Annotated in this window: 12 protein-coding genes, 1 tRNA gene and 3 pseudogenes; 6 read left to right on the forward strand and 10 right to left on the reverse strand. The window is 46.1% G+C overall.

Features of this window, described 5'->3' with window-relative positions; all coding sequences use genetic code 11:
• The first annotated feature begins 4 nt into the window (after positions 1-4).
• From OGY72_RS02245 to sfmF, 3 genes are read left to right on the forward strand one after another with little or no spacing between them, the layout of a single operon-like run.
• On the forward strand, positions 5-2,626 hold the full coding sequence (locus tag OGY72_RS02245) for a fimbrial biogenesis usher protein (RefSeq protein WP_286546545.1): 2,622 nt from the start codon (positions 5-7) through the stop codon (positions 2,624-2,626).
• 4 nt (positions 2,627-2,630) lie between these two features.
• A complete protein-coding gene (gene fimH, locus OGY72_RS02250) occupies positions 2,631-3,638 on the forward strand; it encodes a type 1 fimbria D-mannose specific adhesin FimH (protein ID WP_407599170.1) in 1,008 nt (335 codons plus the stop codon).
• Positions 3,639-3,672: 34 nt separating this feature from the next.
• Positions 3,673-4,167, forward strand: a complete 495-nt coding sequence (gene sfmF / locus OGY72_RS02255; protein ID WP_286546990.1) for a fimbria assembly protein — start codon at positions 3,673-3,675, stop codon at positions 4,165-4,167.
• Positions 4,168-4,216: 49 nt separating this feature from the next.
• Here the strand turns inward: sfmF and fimZ are convergent, their stop codons facing one another.
• The 3 genes from fimZ to fimW all read right to left on the reverse strand — a co-directional run bounded on the left by fimZ (position 4,217) and on the right by fimW (position 7,138).
• Complete coding sequence (fimZ, locus tag OGY72_RS02260) at positions 4,217-4,849, reverse strand: fimbria biosynthesis transcriptional regulator FimZ (protein WP_003831119.1); 633 nt, start codon at positions 4,847-4,849, stop codon at positions 4,217-4,219.
• Between the two features lie 586 nt (positions 4,850-5,435).
• Positions 5,436-6,158: a fimbria biosynthesis regulator FimY gene (fimY, locus tag OGY72_RS02265; RefSeq protein WP_148362308.1), complete on the reverse strand. Its 723-nt coding sequence runs from the start codon at positions 6,156-6,158 to the stop codon at positions 5,436-5,438.
• A 386-nt stretch (positions 6,159-6,544) separates the two neighbouring features.
• On the reverse strand, positions 6,545-7,138 hold the full coding sequence (gene fimW, locus OGY72_RS02270; RefSeq protein WP_008784010.1) for a fimbria biosynthesis transcriptional regulator FimW: 594 nt from the start codon (positions 7,136-7,138) through the stop codon (positions 6,545-6,547).
• Between the two features lie 34 nt (positions 7,139-7,172).
• Between fimW and OGY72_RS02275 the strand changes: the two genes are divergently transcribed.
• Positions 7,173-7,352, forward strand: a complete 180-nt coding sequence (locus OGY72_RS02275; RefSeq protein ID WP_003831122.1) for a hypothetical protein — start codon at positions 7,173-7,175, stop codon at positions 7,350-7,352.
• A 39-nt stretch (positions 7,353-7,391) separates the two neighbouring features.
• Positions 7,392-7,468, forward strand: a tRNA-Arg gene (locus OGY72_RS02280).
• A 29-nt stretch (positions 7,469-7,497) separates the two neighbouring features.
• Here the strand turns inward: OGY72_RS02280 and OGY72_RS24750 are convergent.
• Positions 7,498-7,629, reverse strand: a pseudogene (locus OGY72_RS24750) (tyrosine-type recombinase/integrase); the annotation flags it as partial.
• A 230-nt stretch (positions 7,630-7,859) separates the two neighbouring features.
• Here OGY72_RS24750 and OGY72_RS02285 point away from each other — a divergent pair.
• Positions 7,860-8,880 (forward strand): annotated as a pseudogene (locus tag OGY72_RS02285) (IS3 family transposase); the annotation flags it as partial.
• A 22-nt stretch (positions 8,881-8,902) separates the two neighbouring features.
• Here the strand turns inward: OGY72_RS02285 and OGY72_RS02290 are convergent.
• The 6 genes and pseudogenes from OGY72_RS02290 to torS form a co-directional block, all read right to left on the reverse strand.
• Complete coding sequence (locus OGY72_RS02290; RefSeq protein ID WP_286546550.1) at positions 8,903-10,402, reverse strand: hypothetical protein; 1,500 nt, start codon at positions 10,400-10,402, stop codon at positions 8,903-8,905.
• Entirely contained in the window at positions 10,392-11,315 is a 924-nt protein-coding gene (locus OGY72_RS02295) for a glycosyltransferase family 2 protein (RefSeq protein WP_286546555.1), read from the reverse strand. Before OGY72_RS02295 ends, OGY72_RS02290 begins: the two co-directional genes overlap by 11 nt.
• Positions 11,312-11,674 carry a GtrA family protein gene (locus tag OGY72_RS02300; protein ID WP_257661732.1) on the reverse strand — a complete coding sequence of 121 codons (363 nt, stop codon included), beginning with the start codon at positions 11,672-11,674 and terminating at the stop codon, positions 11,312-11,314. The genes OGY72_RS02295 and OGY72_RS02300 overlap by 4 nt, the downstream gene beginning before the upstream one ends.
• A 345-nt stretch (positions 11,675-12,019) precedes the next feature.
• Positions 12,020-12,502 (reverse strand): annotated as a pseudogene (locus OGY72_RS02305) (transposase); the annotation flags it as partial.
• A 185-nt stretch (positions 12,503-12,687) separates the two neighbouring features.
• Positions 12,688-13,863, reverse strand: coding sequence for an O-antigen polymerase (locus OGY72_RS02310; RefSeq protein ID WP_286546557.1), 1,176 nt, complete (start codon positions 13,861-13,863; stop codon positions 12,688-12,690).
• Between the two features lie 377 nt (positions 13,864-14,240).
• On the reverse strand, positions 14,241-17,030 hold the full coding sequence (gene torS, locus OGY72_RS02315; RefSeq protein ID WP_286546560.1) for a TMAO reductase system sensor histidine kinase/response regulator TorS: 2,790 nt from the start codon (positions 17,028-17,030) through the stop codon (positions 14,241-14,243).
• Between the last annotated feature and the right edge of the window lie 58 nt (positions 17,031-17,088).

The raw sequence follows: 17,088 nt of genomic DNA on the forward strand, positions 1-17,088 counted from the left end.
AACGATGAATAAGACAACGTATTTTCCTGGCCTGTTACCGGGGGTTACGCCACCGCTGGCGGGGGTGGCGTTGTCCACGCTGGCGGCGCTCTTTCCCTCTTTAAGCCATGGGGAAAGCTATTTTAATCCGGCCTTTTTATCCGCGGATACGGCAACCGTGGCGGATTTATCACGTTTTGAAAAAGGCAATCACCAGCCTGAAGGCGTTTATCGTGTGGATATCTGGCGCAACGATGAGTTTGTTGCCACTCAGGATATACGTTTTACGACCAGCGCGGGAAAAGCCGGGGAGAAGTCCTGTGGGCTGATGCCATGTTTTGGACTCGACTGGGTGAAGCGCCTTGGTGTCAATATCACCGCATTTCCGGCACTCAGTAAGGATGCGAACGATACCTGCATCAATCTACCTGAGGCGATTCCAGGCAGCGAGATTGCATTTGATTTTTCTACCCTGCGCTTAAACGTCAGCCTGCCTCAGGCGTCAATGTTAAACAGCGCGCGTGGCTATATTCCGCCGGAAGAGTGGGATGAAGGGATCCCGGCTGCGCTGGTCAACTACAGCTTTACCGGCAGCCGCGGCAGTGACACTGACAGCTATTTCTTAAGTATGCTCAGTGGCCTGAACTATGGCCCCTGGCGCTTGAGAAATAACGGCGCATGGAGCTATTCCAAAGGTGACGGATACCACTCACAAAGCTGGAAAAATATCGGTACATGGCTTCAGCGCGCGATTATCCCGCTGAAGGGTGAACTGGTGATGGGCGACAGCAACACCGGCAACGACGTTTTTGACAGCGTCGGGTTTCGCGGGGCGCGGCTCTATTCCTCAGACAGTATGTATCCCGACAGCTTACAGGGCTACGCGCCTACCGTTCGCGGTATTGCGCGCACCGCAGCGAAACTGACCATTCGTCAGAATGGCTATGTGATTTATCAAAGCTATGTTTCACCGGGCGCTTTTTCGATAACCGATCTCAACCCGACGTCATCCAGCGGTGACCTTGAGGTGACAGTGGACGAAAAGGACGGCAGCCAGCAGCGCTATACGGTGCCGTACTCCACGGTTCCCTTGTTACAACGAGAAGGGCGTTTCAAATACGACGTGGTTGCCGGGGATTTTCGCAGCGGCAATAGCCAGCAATCTTCACCGTTCTTTTTCCAGGGAACATTAATTGCCGGGTTACCAGAAGGCTACACCGCTTATGGCGGTACGCAGCTGGCCTCACGTTACACCGCGGTAGTTTTAGGCACTGGCCGAAACCTGGGGGACTGGGGGGCGGTTTCTGTGGATTTAACCCATGCGCGCAGTCAGCTGGCGGATGACAGTACGCATCAGGGGCAGTCTTTGCGTTTTCTGTATGCAAAATCGCTGAACAACTTTGGCACAAACTTCCAGCTGTTGGGATATCGCTACTCAACGCGCGGCTTCTATACCCTTGATGACGTCGCGTATCGCAGCATGGAAGGCTATGAGTATGAATACGACAGCGAAGGTAATCGCCACGACGTGCCCGATGTGAAGAGCTATCACAATCTGAGTTACAGCAAAAAGGGCCGCTTTCAGATTAACATTTCGCAGAACCTGGGAGACTACGGCTCGCTGTATGTTTCGGGGAGTCAGCAAACGTACTGGAATACCTCAGACACCAATACCTGGTATCAGGTGGGCTATGCCAGCGGCTGGCAGGGGATTAGCTATTCACTCTCCTGGTCGTGGAATGAATCGGTAGGCATCTCCGACACCGACCGTATTCTGGCATTCAATATGTCAGTGCCGTTCAGCCTGCTAAGCGGACGGCGCTACTCGCGTGATAACGCGCTCGATCGCACCTACGCCACCTTTAATGCCAACCGCAACAGCAACGGACAAAACAGCTGGCAGAGCGGGATCGGCGGGACGTTACTGGATGGGCGCAACCTGAGCTACAGCGTGAATCAGGGGCACAGCAGCACCAACGGCTACAGCGGAAACGCCAGCGCCAACTGGCAGGCGGCCTATGGCACGCTGGGCGTGGGATACAACTACGATCGCGATCAGCATGACTACAACTGGCAGCTTTCCGGCGGCGTGGTGGGGCATGCGGACGGTATTACGCTCAGTCAGCCGCTGGGGGACACCAACGTGCTGGTTAAAGCGCCTGGCGCGCAGGGCGTACGAGTAGAAAACCAGACCGGCGTGCAAACCGACTGGCGTGGATACGCGGTGATGCCGTATGCCACCGTTTATCGCTATAACCGCGTCGCATTAGATACCAATTCAATGAACAACAATACCGATGTGGAAAATAACGTTAGCAGCGTCGTGCCAACGCAAGGGGCATTAGTGCGAGCGGCGTTTGATACACGTATCGGTGTGCGGGCGCTGATAACCGCGAAATATGCAGGTAAACCTGTGCCATTTGGCTCCGTTGTGCGTGAAAACGCCAGCGGCGTGACCAGTATGGTGGGCGAAGACGGGCAAATCTACCTGAGCGGCTTGCCGCTAAAAGGTGAATTACTGATCCAATGGGGGGAAAGCGCTAACGCTCGCTGCGTGGCGCACTATGCCTTGCCTGAGGAGAGTCTGAAACAGGCGGTGACGCTCACGAACGTTACGTGCGAATCTCCAACGGCACGACAGGAATAATACGATGAAACGACAAACGGGTTTGTTACTGGGATGCGCTTTACTGCTGATGGCCCATTCGTCATGGGCGACAGTCTGCCAAAACTCGAATGGCACACCAACGGATGTTTTTTACGATCTGTCGAACGTCTTTAACAGCAGCAATAACCGGCCGGGACAGGTGGTGACGTTACCGGAAAAATCGGGCTGGATTGGCGTTAATGCTACCTGTCCGGCCGGGACGACGGTGAATTACACCTATCGAAGCTACGTTACGGAACTCCCTGTGCAAAGTACAGAAAATGGTTTTCAGTACCTGAAACTCAATGACTACCTGCTGGGGGCCATGAGCATCACCGATAGCTCTGCTGGGTTGTTTTATCCCCCGCGTAATTATATCCGTATGGGAACTCACCCCAACGTACCTAAGCAGCAGCCTTTTGGCGTAATGGATTCAAAGCTGGTGTTTAAATTAAAAGTGATTCGCTCGTTTATTAACATGGTGCCGATCCCGCGCCAGACCATGTTCAGAGTCTATGTCACGACCAGTACTGGAGATGCGCTAAGCACGCCGGTTTATACCATCAGCTACAGCGGTAAGGTGGAGGTTCCACAAAACTGTGAGGTGAACGCAGGGCAGATTGTCGAGTTTGATTTTGGCGATATTGGCGCATCGTTGTTCAGCAAGGCGGGGGCAGGAAACCGTCCCGAAGGCATTAATCCGCAGACCAAAACGGTGGCGATAAAATGCACCAACGTCGCTGCACAAGCCTACTTAACCATGCGGGTAGAGGCCGAGAAAGCCTCCGGGCAAATGATGGTATCGGACAATCCTGACTTAGGGTTCATTGTCGCCGACAAAACCGGTAGACCGCTGACGCCCAATAATCTGTCCAGCACGATCCCATTTCAACTGGATGATAACGCCGCGGCAAACGTGAGTATTCGGACATGGCCGGTCAGCGTGACAGGGAATAAACCTACCGAAGGGCCTTTTACTGCCCGTGGCTATCTGCGAGTAGATTATGACTAACAAGCAAACGCCAACTTCATGGGCGCTTTTGGTGATGCTGCCCATACTGACATTCAGCTCGTTGTGCCATGCGGCCTCATCGCTGGGCGAAATCAATATTGAACTGCGCGGAAACGTGGTGGACTTTACCTGTGCGGTGATTGCCAGTGACAGCAATAAGTCGGTTGAATTGGGCTCCTGGCCAACAAAGCAGTTACAGACCAGCGGGGATACTACCCAACCAGTCGCGTTTACGCTGAAGCTGGAAGGCTGCCCGCCAGGATCCGCCTCGATAACGTTTTCGGGTACTCCGGCCCCAGGCACGACGTTGCTCGCACTTGACGATGCGGTGATGGCGCAAAAGGTGGCGATTGAACTTCATGACAGTGACCGTACGCGATTACCGCTCGAACAGGCCAGCCAAACCGTAGGGATTGATGAAAACGGTAATGCCACGTTGACCTTTTTCGCCAACTATATCGCGTTAGCAGACGGGGTTCAGCCAGGCCTCGCCAGGGCCGATGCCACATTTATGATTAACTATAACTAATCAATGCCTGGATAAAACGCTCCCGAACGACATCTCGCCGGGAGTGCTATTACATTAATTCATGCATTTTTGCGTAATCGATCAGCTCAACGATAGTATGTAAGCCGAGTTTGGCGTAGATGTTAGCTTTGTGAGCACTAATCGTTTTATTGCTGAGTAACAGCTGCTCAGCAATTTCCTTATTAGAGAGGCCATTTGCCAGATAACGCAAAACCGTAACTTCGCGATTAGAGAGCGGCATGTCATTCAATACACCTTTTTTCATATTTATATTGTTAATGAAGTTTAGGGTGTCTGAAGGGAAAAAAGAATATCCCGATAAAATCATTTTTACCGCATTGTAGATATCATTCAAATCCTTTCGTTTACTGACAAAACCATTTGCACCGGCCCGGATAGCACGCCCGGCATAAAAGGACTCCGATTTGGAGGAGAGAAACAGCACCCGAGTATTCTCCTGCAGAGACTTTATTCTCTTGAGTAATGTAAATCCATCTGAACCAGGTAGTTCAATATCCAGAATGACAAGATCGACAGGGTAAGTGCGCAGGTGCTCTATTGCCGTACGGCTGTCATCGGTCTTCAACACAACCTGGATATTACTGTTTTTTTCAAGTAGTACTTCTATCGACATTCTGACAATAGGGTGTTCGTCCATAATGATAACGGATGCTGGTTTCATTGTTGTATGCCTCAAACTGTATGCGTATCTTGATAATTTTATAAAACATCAGGCGTTATAATATTGTCAAATAGCCAAGGGTTGTTCTGAGGGAGAGTCGAATAAATATTATTTCATCCTTGTTTATTCGGTTGCTCTTCTACAGAACAATGAATTTGTGGAAAATCCATTTCACACTGGGAAAACTAACAATTAATCAGAAAACTATGGGGATTATACCTGCTCTGTTCTTTCGGAAAAGGCTTACAACATTCAGGTTGTTAATGTCAGTTAGGATGTTCTAAAAGATCCAGATGTGTTAATGACTATTGGCATTATTTTACTGCTGTTTGAATTATGGCAGACTGAAAAAAAATTTTAAATGGTAAAAACAATACAATAAACTAATTGTTTAGGATTTGTTAAGGTGGGAATGACGCTATTTGTGCTGATATGCACAGAATCAGTATGGTTTACTGGGGTGGTGGAAGTTAGCATAATACCAGGAATAGTTGTAAATATTAAATAGTTGTGAAATTTAGATCTTTTATCTCATATAAAAATAAGTAATTTCCTAAAAAATCTTATGGCACATAGGGTTAGGGTGTTAAATTAAATGAGCAGAGGTAACGCTGAGGCGATGTATCAGGTGCAAAAAACGCTGCCGGTTTGCTAAGCCCAGACGCGCAATCAGCTGGTTCAGGCGATAGATGATACGGTGGTAGGGGCGAGCTTGTAACAAAGCAATCTCTTTTAACGAGTTACCTTGTAAAAGTAATTCCACCATCTCCCAATCGAGCTGGTTTATGTGCCTGGAGTGAATATAGCTAAGGACTGGCGACAAGAAAGCGCGGCGCATCTCCGGGAGGCGCAGGCTACGTGACAAGATATAAAATGGACCGGACAGAGAAATAAAAGGGATTAGGTCTTCATCGTGGCGGGAAAGCAATATGAAGATTTGGATGTTATTCCGCGGTTTAATTAGCTGGCGCAGATACTCCAGAACATCAAAATAAGAGATTGTTAAACCTTCCATATCAACCACTAACTGACTAATTACCGACTCTCGCAGGCTGACTTTGGCCGATTCAATGGTCTGGAAGATCGCGGTACGTGCTCCTGAAAATAAATGTCGACCCAGCGCATAGGCCAGATAGTAATCTGTCGTAATAATCGCCTGAGATATAGTGTCACTCGGTAATGTGTATTCGAGTTTTTGCGTCAGATACTCAAGTTGGTCAAATACCTGTGATGTGTAGTGAGGATATTGCCAGGTACAGTTAGTGTTTCGTATACGGCGATGTCGATCCCGGCGTTTTGCGCTGTGCATCCTTTTCCATTCCATTTCTGTTGCGGCAGGTCTGGATAAATTGCCGACTATAAACATCCCTGACCCAAGTTTTCTCCAGCGTAAAGGCGAGTTTCCTTGTGCTGTTGGGTTTCAATGCTTCAGCAATCATCAGACTGGCAATTGCGTATCCCATCAGAATAATCTGCCGGAAGTTTTCTGATGTCTTACTCAATGCCCAAAAAGTCGTTTTATCCAGTTCAACCTCTCTATGGGATTAGATAAAATATTACCGGGTGTGTCTTTCTGTTACCCCGGAAATAGTAAGCCAGGATTATTCTGGCAGCCTGAAGCCAGGTACAGTAGGTGTCGATACTTAATTGGTGATGAGATTTTTCTCAATAAAAAATCAGGCAGAGAGATGCCACCTAATTTTGTAGAAAGTTCAGATGCGCCCGGATGTATCTTAAGAATTGCTGATCGTTTTTCACATGCAGCTTTTTCATAATGCTGCGACGGGTGGCTTTGGCCTGAATTTCGCTTACCGAGAGCAGGTGAGCCGTTTCGGCTAAGGTATAGCCGCTGGCGAGAAACATTAAGAACTGACGTTCTTCGATAGAAAAGTTGCGAGTGGTGCAGTAATGGCAGATAGTTGCGGGCACGTTGTTGCGCAGCGCACGTTTTTGCAGGATGAGGACTAATTTTTTAGTCATTTCCTCAACGTCATCTTCCCGATAGATCAGTGGCAACATGTACAGGCAGGGCCGGAACATCAGCTTATCTTTATCGTTTCTGTTGCAGATGACAACCCGGTGTTGGCGGCGGGTATGGACCGGAATCTGATAGCAATCGGCGCTGAGCCAATCTTCATCCAGGGAAATAAACGCGATGTCAGCGCGATCGATATCCTCGACAGGCAAAAAGCAAATCTCCTGATGCCACTGATTTGCCAAATGGGAGATGATAATTTTTAGTCCATGTTCGAAGTGACTGTTTTCTTCCTTGATGGCGATACTTAACATTAAAGAGTTCCTGAACCGCTGGAGGGGTAAGGGAATGTTAAGCAAAATCATAAATATTCTAAATACATGTATCCCTAAATCTGGCGTTTCGTGGGCTGAGTTGTTACCAGGCGATTTCCTGGATACCCTTGAACAAGCAGAAAAAATCAACATTCGTTCACTTCGCCAGCAACTGAAACAAAAGGCATTGACTCAGCAGGCGCTGACCGTATAATTCACGCGTTTCATCTGCATGAAGTAATCACTTCGCAATGCGCCCTTAGCTCAGTTGGATAGAGCAACGGCCTTCTAAGCCGTAGGTCGTAGGTTCGAATCCTACAGGGCGTACCATTATATTTCAGTAACTTACCCATTTCCTTCAGAACAGAAAGCGGTACTCCGGACAGAATCAGCCAACTGGCCCATGTGTGCCTCAGGCCGTGGAAGCGAAAATCCTCAATCCCGGCCCGGCGGCAAGCTGCATTCCATGCTCGCTGAGCATCGACGCACATCTAGGCATTTTTGAACCGTTAGGCCGGATGCATTAAAAAGCTTTTAATGTGGTGCACTATTGCCAATTAACGAATTAACTCTACCTAATCAAGTTGTTCAGAACGAAGTCGATGGAGAATATTTCCGGTGGGATAGGGGGACGCCGAAAGTGGTTTTGTAAGTACTCCGCATAATCGTGCCATTCATATTTAGAGATCACATAATCAATCTGCCACCGAAGGAGATCGCTATGCGTAAAGCCCGTTTTACTGAGAAGCAGATCATCGCTGTGATTAAGTCGGTTGAAGCTGGAAGAACCGTTAAAGATGTCTGCCGGGAGGTCGGTATCTCTGAAGCCACTTACTACAACTGGAAGTCCAGATACGGCGGTATGGAAGCTTCTGATATAAAAAATCAAGGATCTTGAGGACGAGAACCGCCGTCTCAAACAGATGTTTACCGACCTTAGCCTGGAGAACAGGGCGCTGAAAGACGTTATCGAAAAAAAGCTTTAAAACCAGCCTTTAAGCGTGAGATGATCACTCATCTGATAACGACATTTGGACTCAGAATCCGTCAGGCCTGCCGGATTCTGAACCTGAGCTGAACGGTTTACCATTACCGTCCGGATGCCACGCGGGACGAACCCGTTATTGTCGCGTTGCAGGCAGTGGCCGGGCGATACCCACGATACGGTTTTCCGAAACTTTTTCAGGTTATGAGGCGGTAGGGACACCCGTGGAAACACAAAAGGATCCACCGAATTTACTGTCTACTGAAACTGAATTTTCGCCGCAAAGGAAAATAGCGTGTACCGGTGCATAATCCATCACCGTTGACTACACCAGAAGCGTTAAACCAGCTCTGGTTTGTTGATTTCAAGCATGATTCTCTGATTTGTGGTTGTCGCTTTCGTATATTCAACGTTGTTGATGACTTTAATCGTGAAGCTTTGTGGAGCGAAATAGAGCTAAACCGCTCAGCGAGTGGTTCGTGTACTCGAATGGAGCGCAGCCAACTGGGAATATCCGATTAAGCTTCGGGTGGACAATTGCCCGGAGTTTATCTCTCTACCCCTGGCTGAATGGGCAGAGAAGCATGCAGTAAAGCTGGAATTTATCAAACCAGGCGAACCGACTCAGAATGCTTTTATTGAACGTTTTTACCGAACACACTGTACAGAAATACTGGATTTTTATCTGTTCAGAACACCGAATGAAGTACGGGAAATGTCGGAAAGGCGGCTATCAGAATATAACTGTAAACGCCCGCGTTAAGCGGGCTACTTTTCAATTATTTATTGTAAACTAGTATCGTCATATCGCCCTTGTTTAAAACTTTATCTGGCTTTCCATTTTTGGATGAAATGGCATTGATGCATGATTGAGTATCTCCGCATTTTTCATGTCCATCAATAGCGATAAAATAATTTACATTACCGTTTGATAACCTTTTTTCTTTATCATACCAGCTCCGCATAGTTTGATATCGAGGTGAGTTAAAATTAATGGTCCCATCCTCTGAAATATCAACTGGTGCGATAATGACTTCGCCATTAGAAACCCAAAATGTAGTAAGGCTTTTATTCCAATAATCACCATATCCATAACGCAAGTTGTTATCTAGCAAAAAAGAAGAGTAATCCTTTATTTCCTTTTCAGAATCTTCATAAGTTTTAATTTTAAAGTTGTATGTTGTCATGCTAGACAGTATAAATAAAATGCAAATTATTAATGTTAACCATTTTGTTATTTTTCCATGAGCAATTGAATATGCAATGAAAACAAAAGGGGCAATATTTACAAAAAAACGAGGTATTGGTTGACTTGGGTCTGGATTGCTTATTATATAAGCTGAAATAATACCAGCAACTGAAAGAAGAGACAGCATATAAAAATAGCTAGAGTTTTCTTTCTTTAGAATGCCTTTGGTACAAATGTAAGAGAACAGGATGCCCACAATGACAAATGAAAGTATATAGAGGAAATTGCTCCTAAATAGGAAAATGTTAAACATCTCGCCAACTGTAAGAATCAATTGATGCGCATTTCCATACATAGTATCAAAGTCAACAATGTTGAAAGGTTGTGAACCGATACCAAGTAGCTTTGGAATTGTATGGTTAAGAGCGATACCATAAAAAATAGCAAGGACAATAAAGTTTGCTAACTTTGTTTCTTTTCTAATGAGATAAAAAAATTCAGTAATCAATATTGGTAACAGATAGGTAGGTGCTGCCCACATATCTGAAGAACAAACTAGTAATCCAAAAATCCCAACTATTGTATATGACAACAACCCTTGATTTCTATGTGCGTTCATTGCCATAAAACAGGTTAACATTCCAAAAGCAACCGTGGAATAGTGAGCAAATGGATGCTGCACAAAACCATGTGTCCAATATATATGTGGCAAAACCGCAAGAGGAATCACACAAATCAGTAATGAGCTGTACTTATTTAGTTTTCTTGAAATTATATATGCCATAAGGATAACACTAAATGCAAAAAAGGCCGATCCAAATATCAACATTTCTGCGTCATGATTTCCTGAAACTAAATAAAACAGAAAATATACAGGGTATAGCGTGAAATACCAGTTGTCTGGTGTTGGATTCCAATCCAAAAGAGATTTAAATCCGTGCTCTTTAAACTCAAGCCAGACAACAGGTCCATTCACTCCATCAGCATCTATTCTAAAATATAGATAAGAAAGATATAGAATTAATGCCGCGCACAAGAATAATATAACTATCTCGATTGATCTTTTGTTTATTAACATGTTATTTTTCATCCTTTTTTCTCAAGATATATCTAGGCCTATTCTTAGATTCGGTATAAATCCTTCCGATGTACTCACCGAGCACCCCAATACCAATAAGCTGCACACCACCAAGGAACAAAATAGAAACTAGAAGTGACGGGTAGCCACGCACCGGATTGCCAAACGCGATTGTGTCTAAAATCATCCATGTGCCATAAATAAACGACAATCCGGCGACTAATAATCCTATATAAGTCCATATACGCAGAGGGAAAGTAGAGAAGCTGGTTATCCCCTCAAGAGCAAGGTTCCACAACTTCCAGCCATTGAATTTCGAATCCCCTGCAATCCTTTCAGCTCTGGCATATTCAACAACATCTATTTTTCCTCCTACCCAGCTAAGAACGCCTTTCATGAAAAGATTACGCTCAGGAAGAAGTTTTATATTTTCAACTACCTGACGTGACATCAGGCGAAAATCACCAACATTCTCTTCAATTTTTGGGTTGCTGATTTTGTTATGTAGCTTATAGAACCACTCAGCTGATTTTCGCTTGAGTCGGCTATCAGTTGAACGATCTGCTCGCTTCGCTAGTACCATGTCAGCACCTGCTTGCCATTTTTCAATCAAGCACGGAATGACTTCGATAGGGTCCTGTAAATCGACATCAATTGGTATGATCGCGTCACCGCTTGCGTGATCAAGTCCTGCGAACAGTGCAGGCTCTTTTCCAAAGTTGCGAGTAAATGACAGAGGAACCACGAGCGGATCAGTGATTGCAAGCGCGTTTATAATTGATTCTGTCGCGTCTTTACTTCCGTCGTTGATGAAGACTATTTCGACTTCATAATGCTGAAGTCCTTCAAACTCCCGCACAGTTTTATAGAAGATTGGAATTGCATCCTCTTCGTTAAAAACTGGAACGACCAGAGAAATTTTCATTTCGTATTCCTAAAGACAATGAATTTTGAATATATGAAGCCGCACACCAGGCTGATTGCGGAGAACACGATTAACGTAATGATAGGTGCCAACCCCGATTTGTCCGCACACCAACCCACTGCAGCGCTTAGCGTGCCCATAAATCCGGCATATAGCATGTAACGTACGGTTGTGGTCGATGCCTTAAACGTGAATCGGGCATTAGCAAAGAAACTGAATGACACAGCCACAACGAACCCAGCAAGGTTACCGAGTGCCTGTCCAGTGTGAAATACATATATACATATGGCGAACACTACCCAATGTATGAGCGTGTTTAATACGCCTATTGATGTGTACTTAGCGAATAGCTTTAACATTATAGAAATCAGTAAATTCTTGAGGCCCGAGAGTTTAACATCTGAAAGCGAATCGATCGACCCGTGATGTTGATGTGAGACAAAAGCAGGTACAGAAAGCTTTGCATCGGTTTGCAAGTTTTTGCATGATTTTCGAAGATAGGATCTATGAGTGTAGTGTTTTATGTTATATTGCATTGATTTAGAAGGGAATTGTAGGGGGGGTAGGGTGTAGGTTAGAATCCTACAGGAGTCATTATAACTTAGTAACTTACGATAGTTTCAGTCCTGGATTGATTTTCTCCCTGTGCCGTATTTGTGTCATGTCATTCCAAAAATGGCATCAATTTTCTAAGCAAAAGATGTATTGCATTCGCCCAGTGCTTTATGTATTGCCTCCATCTTTTTATCTTTATGCGGCTCACGGATACCCAGAGTTGAAGCTGCCCCGCGCCACACAAGTCTCGCGGGAGGGGGGGACAACCAGCGGCGCACGGTTCCAGTTTGGAACTTCTCGTCAATTTTTATTGCCAGCCCTTCTGTACTCCAGGTGAACGCTGGTAACCAAAGTCGCCAGGAGATTGTTTTACCAGCTCACATAACAGTGTGCAGATATGCTCAAATGACAAGTGGCGGGCACGACCGGCGGGTAATGATTCCAGCCCTTCAACACCCGACGCGTGACCAGTTAATCTAGCGTGAGACTGGGGAACGGGCACAGCATAACGTTCTGGTAACATCACTGATGCTAGCGCCCAGATGCAGCGTCAGTATAGCTGTCGGCTTGCGGGTGTAATTTATATCGTGCGGTTTATAGATTGCTTTCTGCATCATGAGGAAGGTAATCATGGCGCGAAGAGTGGATTGAAATCCATAACATCATCGACAATTTGCCACTCAACGCGTTTACCCCAAGATATTGCACACCATAGATGCAAGCCATAACTACACCCAGCGGGTGTGGTTTAATTCTTAAAAGAGACATTAGTATTAGGCATGGAGATAATATAAATTTTCGCGCCTGATATTATATATCATAAATTGCTTTGTTTTTTTGTGAAGAATTTAAATATAATAAACATGAAAATGGCTATCTTTATGTTTCCAGAGAGGTTCGTAATTATGGTCTCGCTCATGAATTGCGTGATAAGGCTTACGCTAAAGATAGAATAAATGCCTAGCATAACAAAATTGCCATTTTTTGCTGAGGCGTAAACGAAAGACAAAAAACACCCATATATAACAGCTCCAAGTATAATGCCATATATCCCCATGTCACTGTAAAATGGTTGCATTACGGAATACACATTAGTAGGAGACGGAACATAGACATAGTCGAGGATGGTTTTTACCGGCTCACTAGAAGATTGCCCAAGTTTAAATGCTATGGCGTGAATGAATCTAAGCGTGTACTCTCCATTCCAGTTAATTCCGTTATCAACCAGTGTTCCAAATGCTATTATAGGGGAGTAAATGTAAGTCCCTAAAATATAAGGTATTGTTGCGGAGTCATCTGATGACATTCTATAAAAATGCATTACTATAATTCCAGCCAGAACTAACGGTGCGTATATGAATATTATTCCTTTGCGAATTCCATATCTCATTTCATAAATAGTAACAAACATTAAGATTGGTGTTATAACTGCAAATTTACCCATCGTGCCAAGCGCAAAAAGAATAAGCCAGGTGCAAATAGATACTTTCTCTATAAGTCTGGATTTGTGTATGCATACTGACGCAAACATAGCCATTATTATAGGGTAGAACATCGGCATATAGGTAAATGTTGTATATTGATAGTCTTCCTCAATATTTGCAAGGCGAAGATTAAGTAGAAAGTTTACAGGGCCGTTTGAGCCAACTTTATAAATCTCATATGCGGTAATTATGCATGCAGGGATTACTAATAATGAATATTTTGAACAAACTCTTCGCGGTTCAGAATCATACTTCTTTGATTTATTAGGTTGTGCCATTTCCATGGCTGCGTATGCAAACGAACATATCAAAATCCATGTCAAAAGGCAGTAAAAGGTAGCTGATCTGAAAGAATCAAAACTATCATAAGATAACATCCCAACAAATGCCATTGAATACCAAGAAAAAAGTGTTAATGACAATGGCGATGTGATATTGCATTTCATCCATTTTATAGCACTCATGTGGAGTGCAGTACATAGCAAAAATAAAATAATAAGATAGGTCATAATAAATAATCTGCCATACCTAATATACCATAATCCTTAAAGCAATATAATGAACATTTGGTTCCCGCATTACCGAAAGTGACAAGGAATCCTTATCACTTTGCTCGATGAAAGAGGTAACCATGTCATCAAGTCCGCAAAAGCCTGCCTGTTACCCAGAAAGCACTGTCCCAAAAAGTTAGCTTACCCGCATGTGTGAAACGGCAAATTTTAACTCATAAAAATAGGGCGCTATATGGGCGCGCCAGGAGTTTAGCATCCTATTTGCACTTGATCGACACCGACGATTAAATGTTCTGCATGTATATACAATTGAGAACGGGGGGACCATGCCATGCACAGCAGACATTCATAATGCCTTTACTGAGGTCATTCAATCAACCCCAAAAGGATGTCGTTATCTTAGCGCGGGACAATTTTTCTTTTTCCAGCCAACGTTCTACCTCATAAAGACTTTGTTGGATCTCCTCTCTGAGTGAAAAATCACCCAACGGCTGCTGTTCAAGTGCTGCACACATCGTGCTGGCTGAGCGCATTCCCATGCTGGCGCAGCTGCTTTTTAGCTGATGCGTCAGACGTTTTATCCGCTCATCGTCATGTGCTGCGCGGGCAGCGTCAATCTCATCTAATACAGGAAGAGTGTGTTGCTTAAAGAGCGCTAACCATTCGTGCACCTTTTGCCATCCCATAACCTGGATATCTCCAGCCAACTGCTGAAAATCTAACCGTTTGTTGTCATTTTCTGATGCAAGCGGGGGAGTCGCACTACCATGCAGATAATGCGTAATAAGTCGACTGAGTTCATCCCGGGGGACTGGTTTTTGAATAATGCCAAGGAACAGGGTGCTGGTTCTTTGGCTTAGCGTTTCGTCGATGACGTGCGCGCTAAAGCCGATCAGGCTAAGTGCCGGATAGTCGTGGGCTAACTGCTGTGCCAGCGTGATCCCGTCGATATCAGGAAGATCGAAATCAACCAGAGCAGCATCGTAGCGTGTATCTTCCTGCAATATTTTTAGCGCCTCAGCGGCACTGCTGGCAGCAGTAACCTGTGCGCCATTGAGCGTGAGCATTTCTGCGCTGATGCGCTGCGTGAGGGGATTATCCTCAATAAGCAGTAAGCGTAAACCCTGTAACGATATGGCCCGCGGAACGGATTTCGCTACCGGCATCGCGCCAGCCCGTAATGGCAAACGCAAACGAAAGCAGCTTCCGACTCCTGGCGTACTGGTGACGCTCAGCTCTCCCTGCATTGCCTGGGCGAGACTGGCGCTGATGGTTAGTCCGAGTCCGGTTCCACCTCGTTTACTGCTTACCTGAACAAACGGCTGAAAAATATCGTGCTGGCGGGCAGGGTCAATTCCACATCCCGTATCTTCAACCTCGATGTACCAGTTTTTGCCCTCACATCGGCTATGCAGGATGATGTGTCCCCGATCGGTAAAGCGTAGTGCGTTGTTTAATAAATTAGTAATGATTTGCCGGATGCGGCGCGGATCGCCACGCAGGGAAGCGGGAACGTCATCGGCAAAATCCGCAACCAGCACGACCGGGCGACCAGCAACGCGGCTGTTCATGAGTTGAATCGTACTTTCCAGCAAGGGTTTGGGTTCAAAAGGCTCATCGCCTATTGCCACATTTTTTCCACCGGCTTCGATGGCGGAATAGTCCAGGATATCGTTGAGGATGGTCAGCAAAGACTCGCCCGAGTCGGTGATTGCGCGTAGATTTTCCCGATGTTGTGCCAGGACGGGATTGTCTGAGAGCAACTGCGCAGTGCCGAGGATACCATACAGCGGGGTGCGTATTTCATGGCTCATGGCGGCAAGAAACGCCGATTTTGCCTGGTTAGCTTTTTCAGCTTCTGCACGGGCCTGTCGGTGTTCAGATACCATAGAACGCAGTTCGGCGGTGCGAGCTTTAACCTGTGCGGCCAGATGTTCGCGATGGCTATTGAGGGCGTGAACGTTGCCGCGAAAGGCATCCATCAACCGCCCGATAGTATCCAGTTCACGAACGCCTGCGGTTTCCGGGAATGGGGAGTCAATATCCCCCTCCAGCAGACGCTGTAACGCCTGGGTTTGCTGTGCCAGTGGTCGAGTGACTGAGCGATAAACCACACGCCAAAGTATAAGAATCAGCAAACATAATGACACGCCACCTAACAGCAGCAGCAAGTGTTGCCCGCGCTGGCTGGTCTGTTTGAGATGCGCCAGTCCACTTTGATTACGCTGGCCGATGGTTTCCACCAACTGGCTGACTTCGCTACTGAAACGGGTAAATTGCTCGATATTATTCTGCGATAAGATCTGCAATTGGGTCGTGATGTCATTATCCTGGCGATACAGGGACAGCAGCTCAACATAACGGCTAATCGTATTGACGGTGTTGGCCACCTGAGTGCGCACCACGGGATCTTCAATACGTATTTGTCGGCGCTGAAGTACTCTGACGGCGGCATTCAACTGGTTTTCCAGCGCAGCGAGGTTATTCTGCGCCTGGTTATTCCCCAGATTCATGACCATTTGCTGCACGCGTAGCGCACTCAGGCGCAGTTCATTCATCTGGTTATAATATTCCAGATCGATATCGATGAGCCTGTCCAGCGCGTGTTCAGCGGCCTGCCCCTGATGGCTCTCAATCAAATCGTAAATGCTGGCCTGTGTCGCACCTGCCGATGTGGCGGCATTACTGGCCTGTCCGCGTGCCATTTCGGCAACGTCAGCGGTGGCCTCAATAATTTGCTGGCTGAGTTGTTGCTGTTGAGCGCGTAATTTCAGGCGTTCGCCAACCATCTCCCCCTGGTGGCTTAACGATCGGGCGATTTCTTTCTCCTGCTGTTCAATAGCAGAAGTATCAAAGCCCTGTTCACGAAGGGTTTTGAGTAATGTGGTTATTTTCAGGCTCTGGGCGGTTAACATTCTCCCCTGAGCCAGCCACATATTTTCATTGTCTGCGGTGGTCAGATTTTGTGCGGAAAACAGTTCCCAGGCGCTGGCTTCGCTGAGCTGGCGCGCCATATCCATGGTTGGAATTAGCGCCTGGGTATTGGCCTGCTCAACCTTGCTGACAAAACGCAGGTTATACCAGCCTGTCAGCGTACTGATGAGAGTCAGTGCCGCCATCAGCGCAAAGCCTATCCACAGTCGTTTAGTCAGAGATAAATTCACTGTCTGGTCGCCACAGTTTAAAAAGGTTGAGTCCAAAAGAGGAAAGCAACTAGGATAA

Origin of the sequence: Citrobacter sp. Cpo221 (genome assembly GCF_030332345.1) — a bacterium.
Taxonomy (GTDB): Bacteria; Pseudomonadota; Gammaproteobacteria; order Enterobacterales; family Enterobacteriaceae; genus Citrobacter; species Citrobacter portucalensis.

Excerpts from the sequence above, each read along its gene's own strand:
- OGY72_RS02295 (WP_286546555.1), bottom strand. The coding sequence starts at position 11,315 with ATGAAAATTTCTCTGGTCGTTCCAGTTTTTAACGAAGAGGATGCAATT.
- fimH (WP_407599170.1), top strand. The coding sequence starts at position 2,631 with ATGAAACGACAAACGGGTTTGTTACTGGGATGCGCTTTACTGCTGATG.
- sfmF (WP_286546990.1), top strand. The coding sequence starts at position 3,673 with ATGCTGCCCATACTGACATTCAGCTCGTTGTGCCATGCGGCCTCATCG.
- OGY72_RS02275 (WP_003831122.1), top strand. The coding sequence starts at position 7,173 with ATGTTAAGCAAAATCATAAATATTCTAAATACATGTATCCCTAAATCT.
- OGY72_RS02300 (WP_257661732.1), bottom strand. The coding sequence starts at position 11,674 with ATGTTAAAGCTATTCGCTAAGTACACATCAATAGGCGTATTAAACACG.
- OGY72_RS02290 (WP_286546550.1), bottom strand. The coding sequence starts at position 10,402 with ATGAAAAATAACATGTTAATAAACAAAAGATCAATCGAGATAGTTATA.
- OGY72_RS02245 (WP_286546545.1), top strand. The coding sequence starts at position 5 with ATGAATAAGACAACGTATTTTCCTGGCCTGTTACCGGGGGTTACGCCA.
- fimY (WP_148362308.1), bottom strand. The coding sequence starts at position 6,158 with ATGCACAGCGCAAAACGCCGGGATCGACATCGCCGTATACGAAACACT.
- fimW (WP_008784010.1), bottom strand. The coding sequence starts at position 7,138 with ATGTTAAGTATCGCCATCAAGGAAGAAAACAGTCACTTCGAACATGGA.
- fimZ (WP_003831119.1), bottom strand. The coding sequence starts at position 4,849 with ATGAAACCAGCATCCGTTATCATTATGGACGAACACCCTATTGTCAGA.
- OGY72_RS02310 (WP_286546557.1), bottom strand. The coding sequence starts at position 13,863 with ATGACCTATCTTATTATTTTATTTTTGCTATGTACTGCACTCCACATG.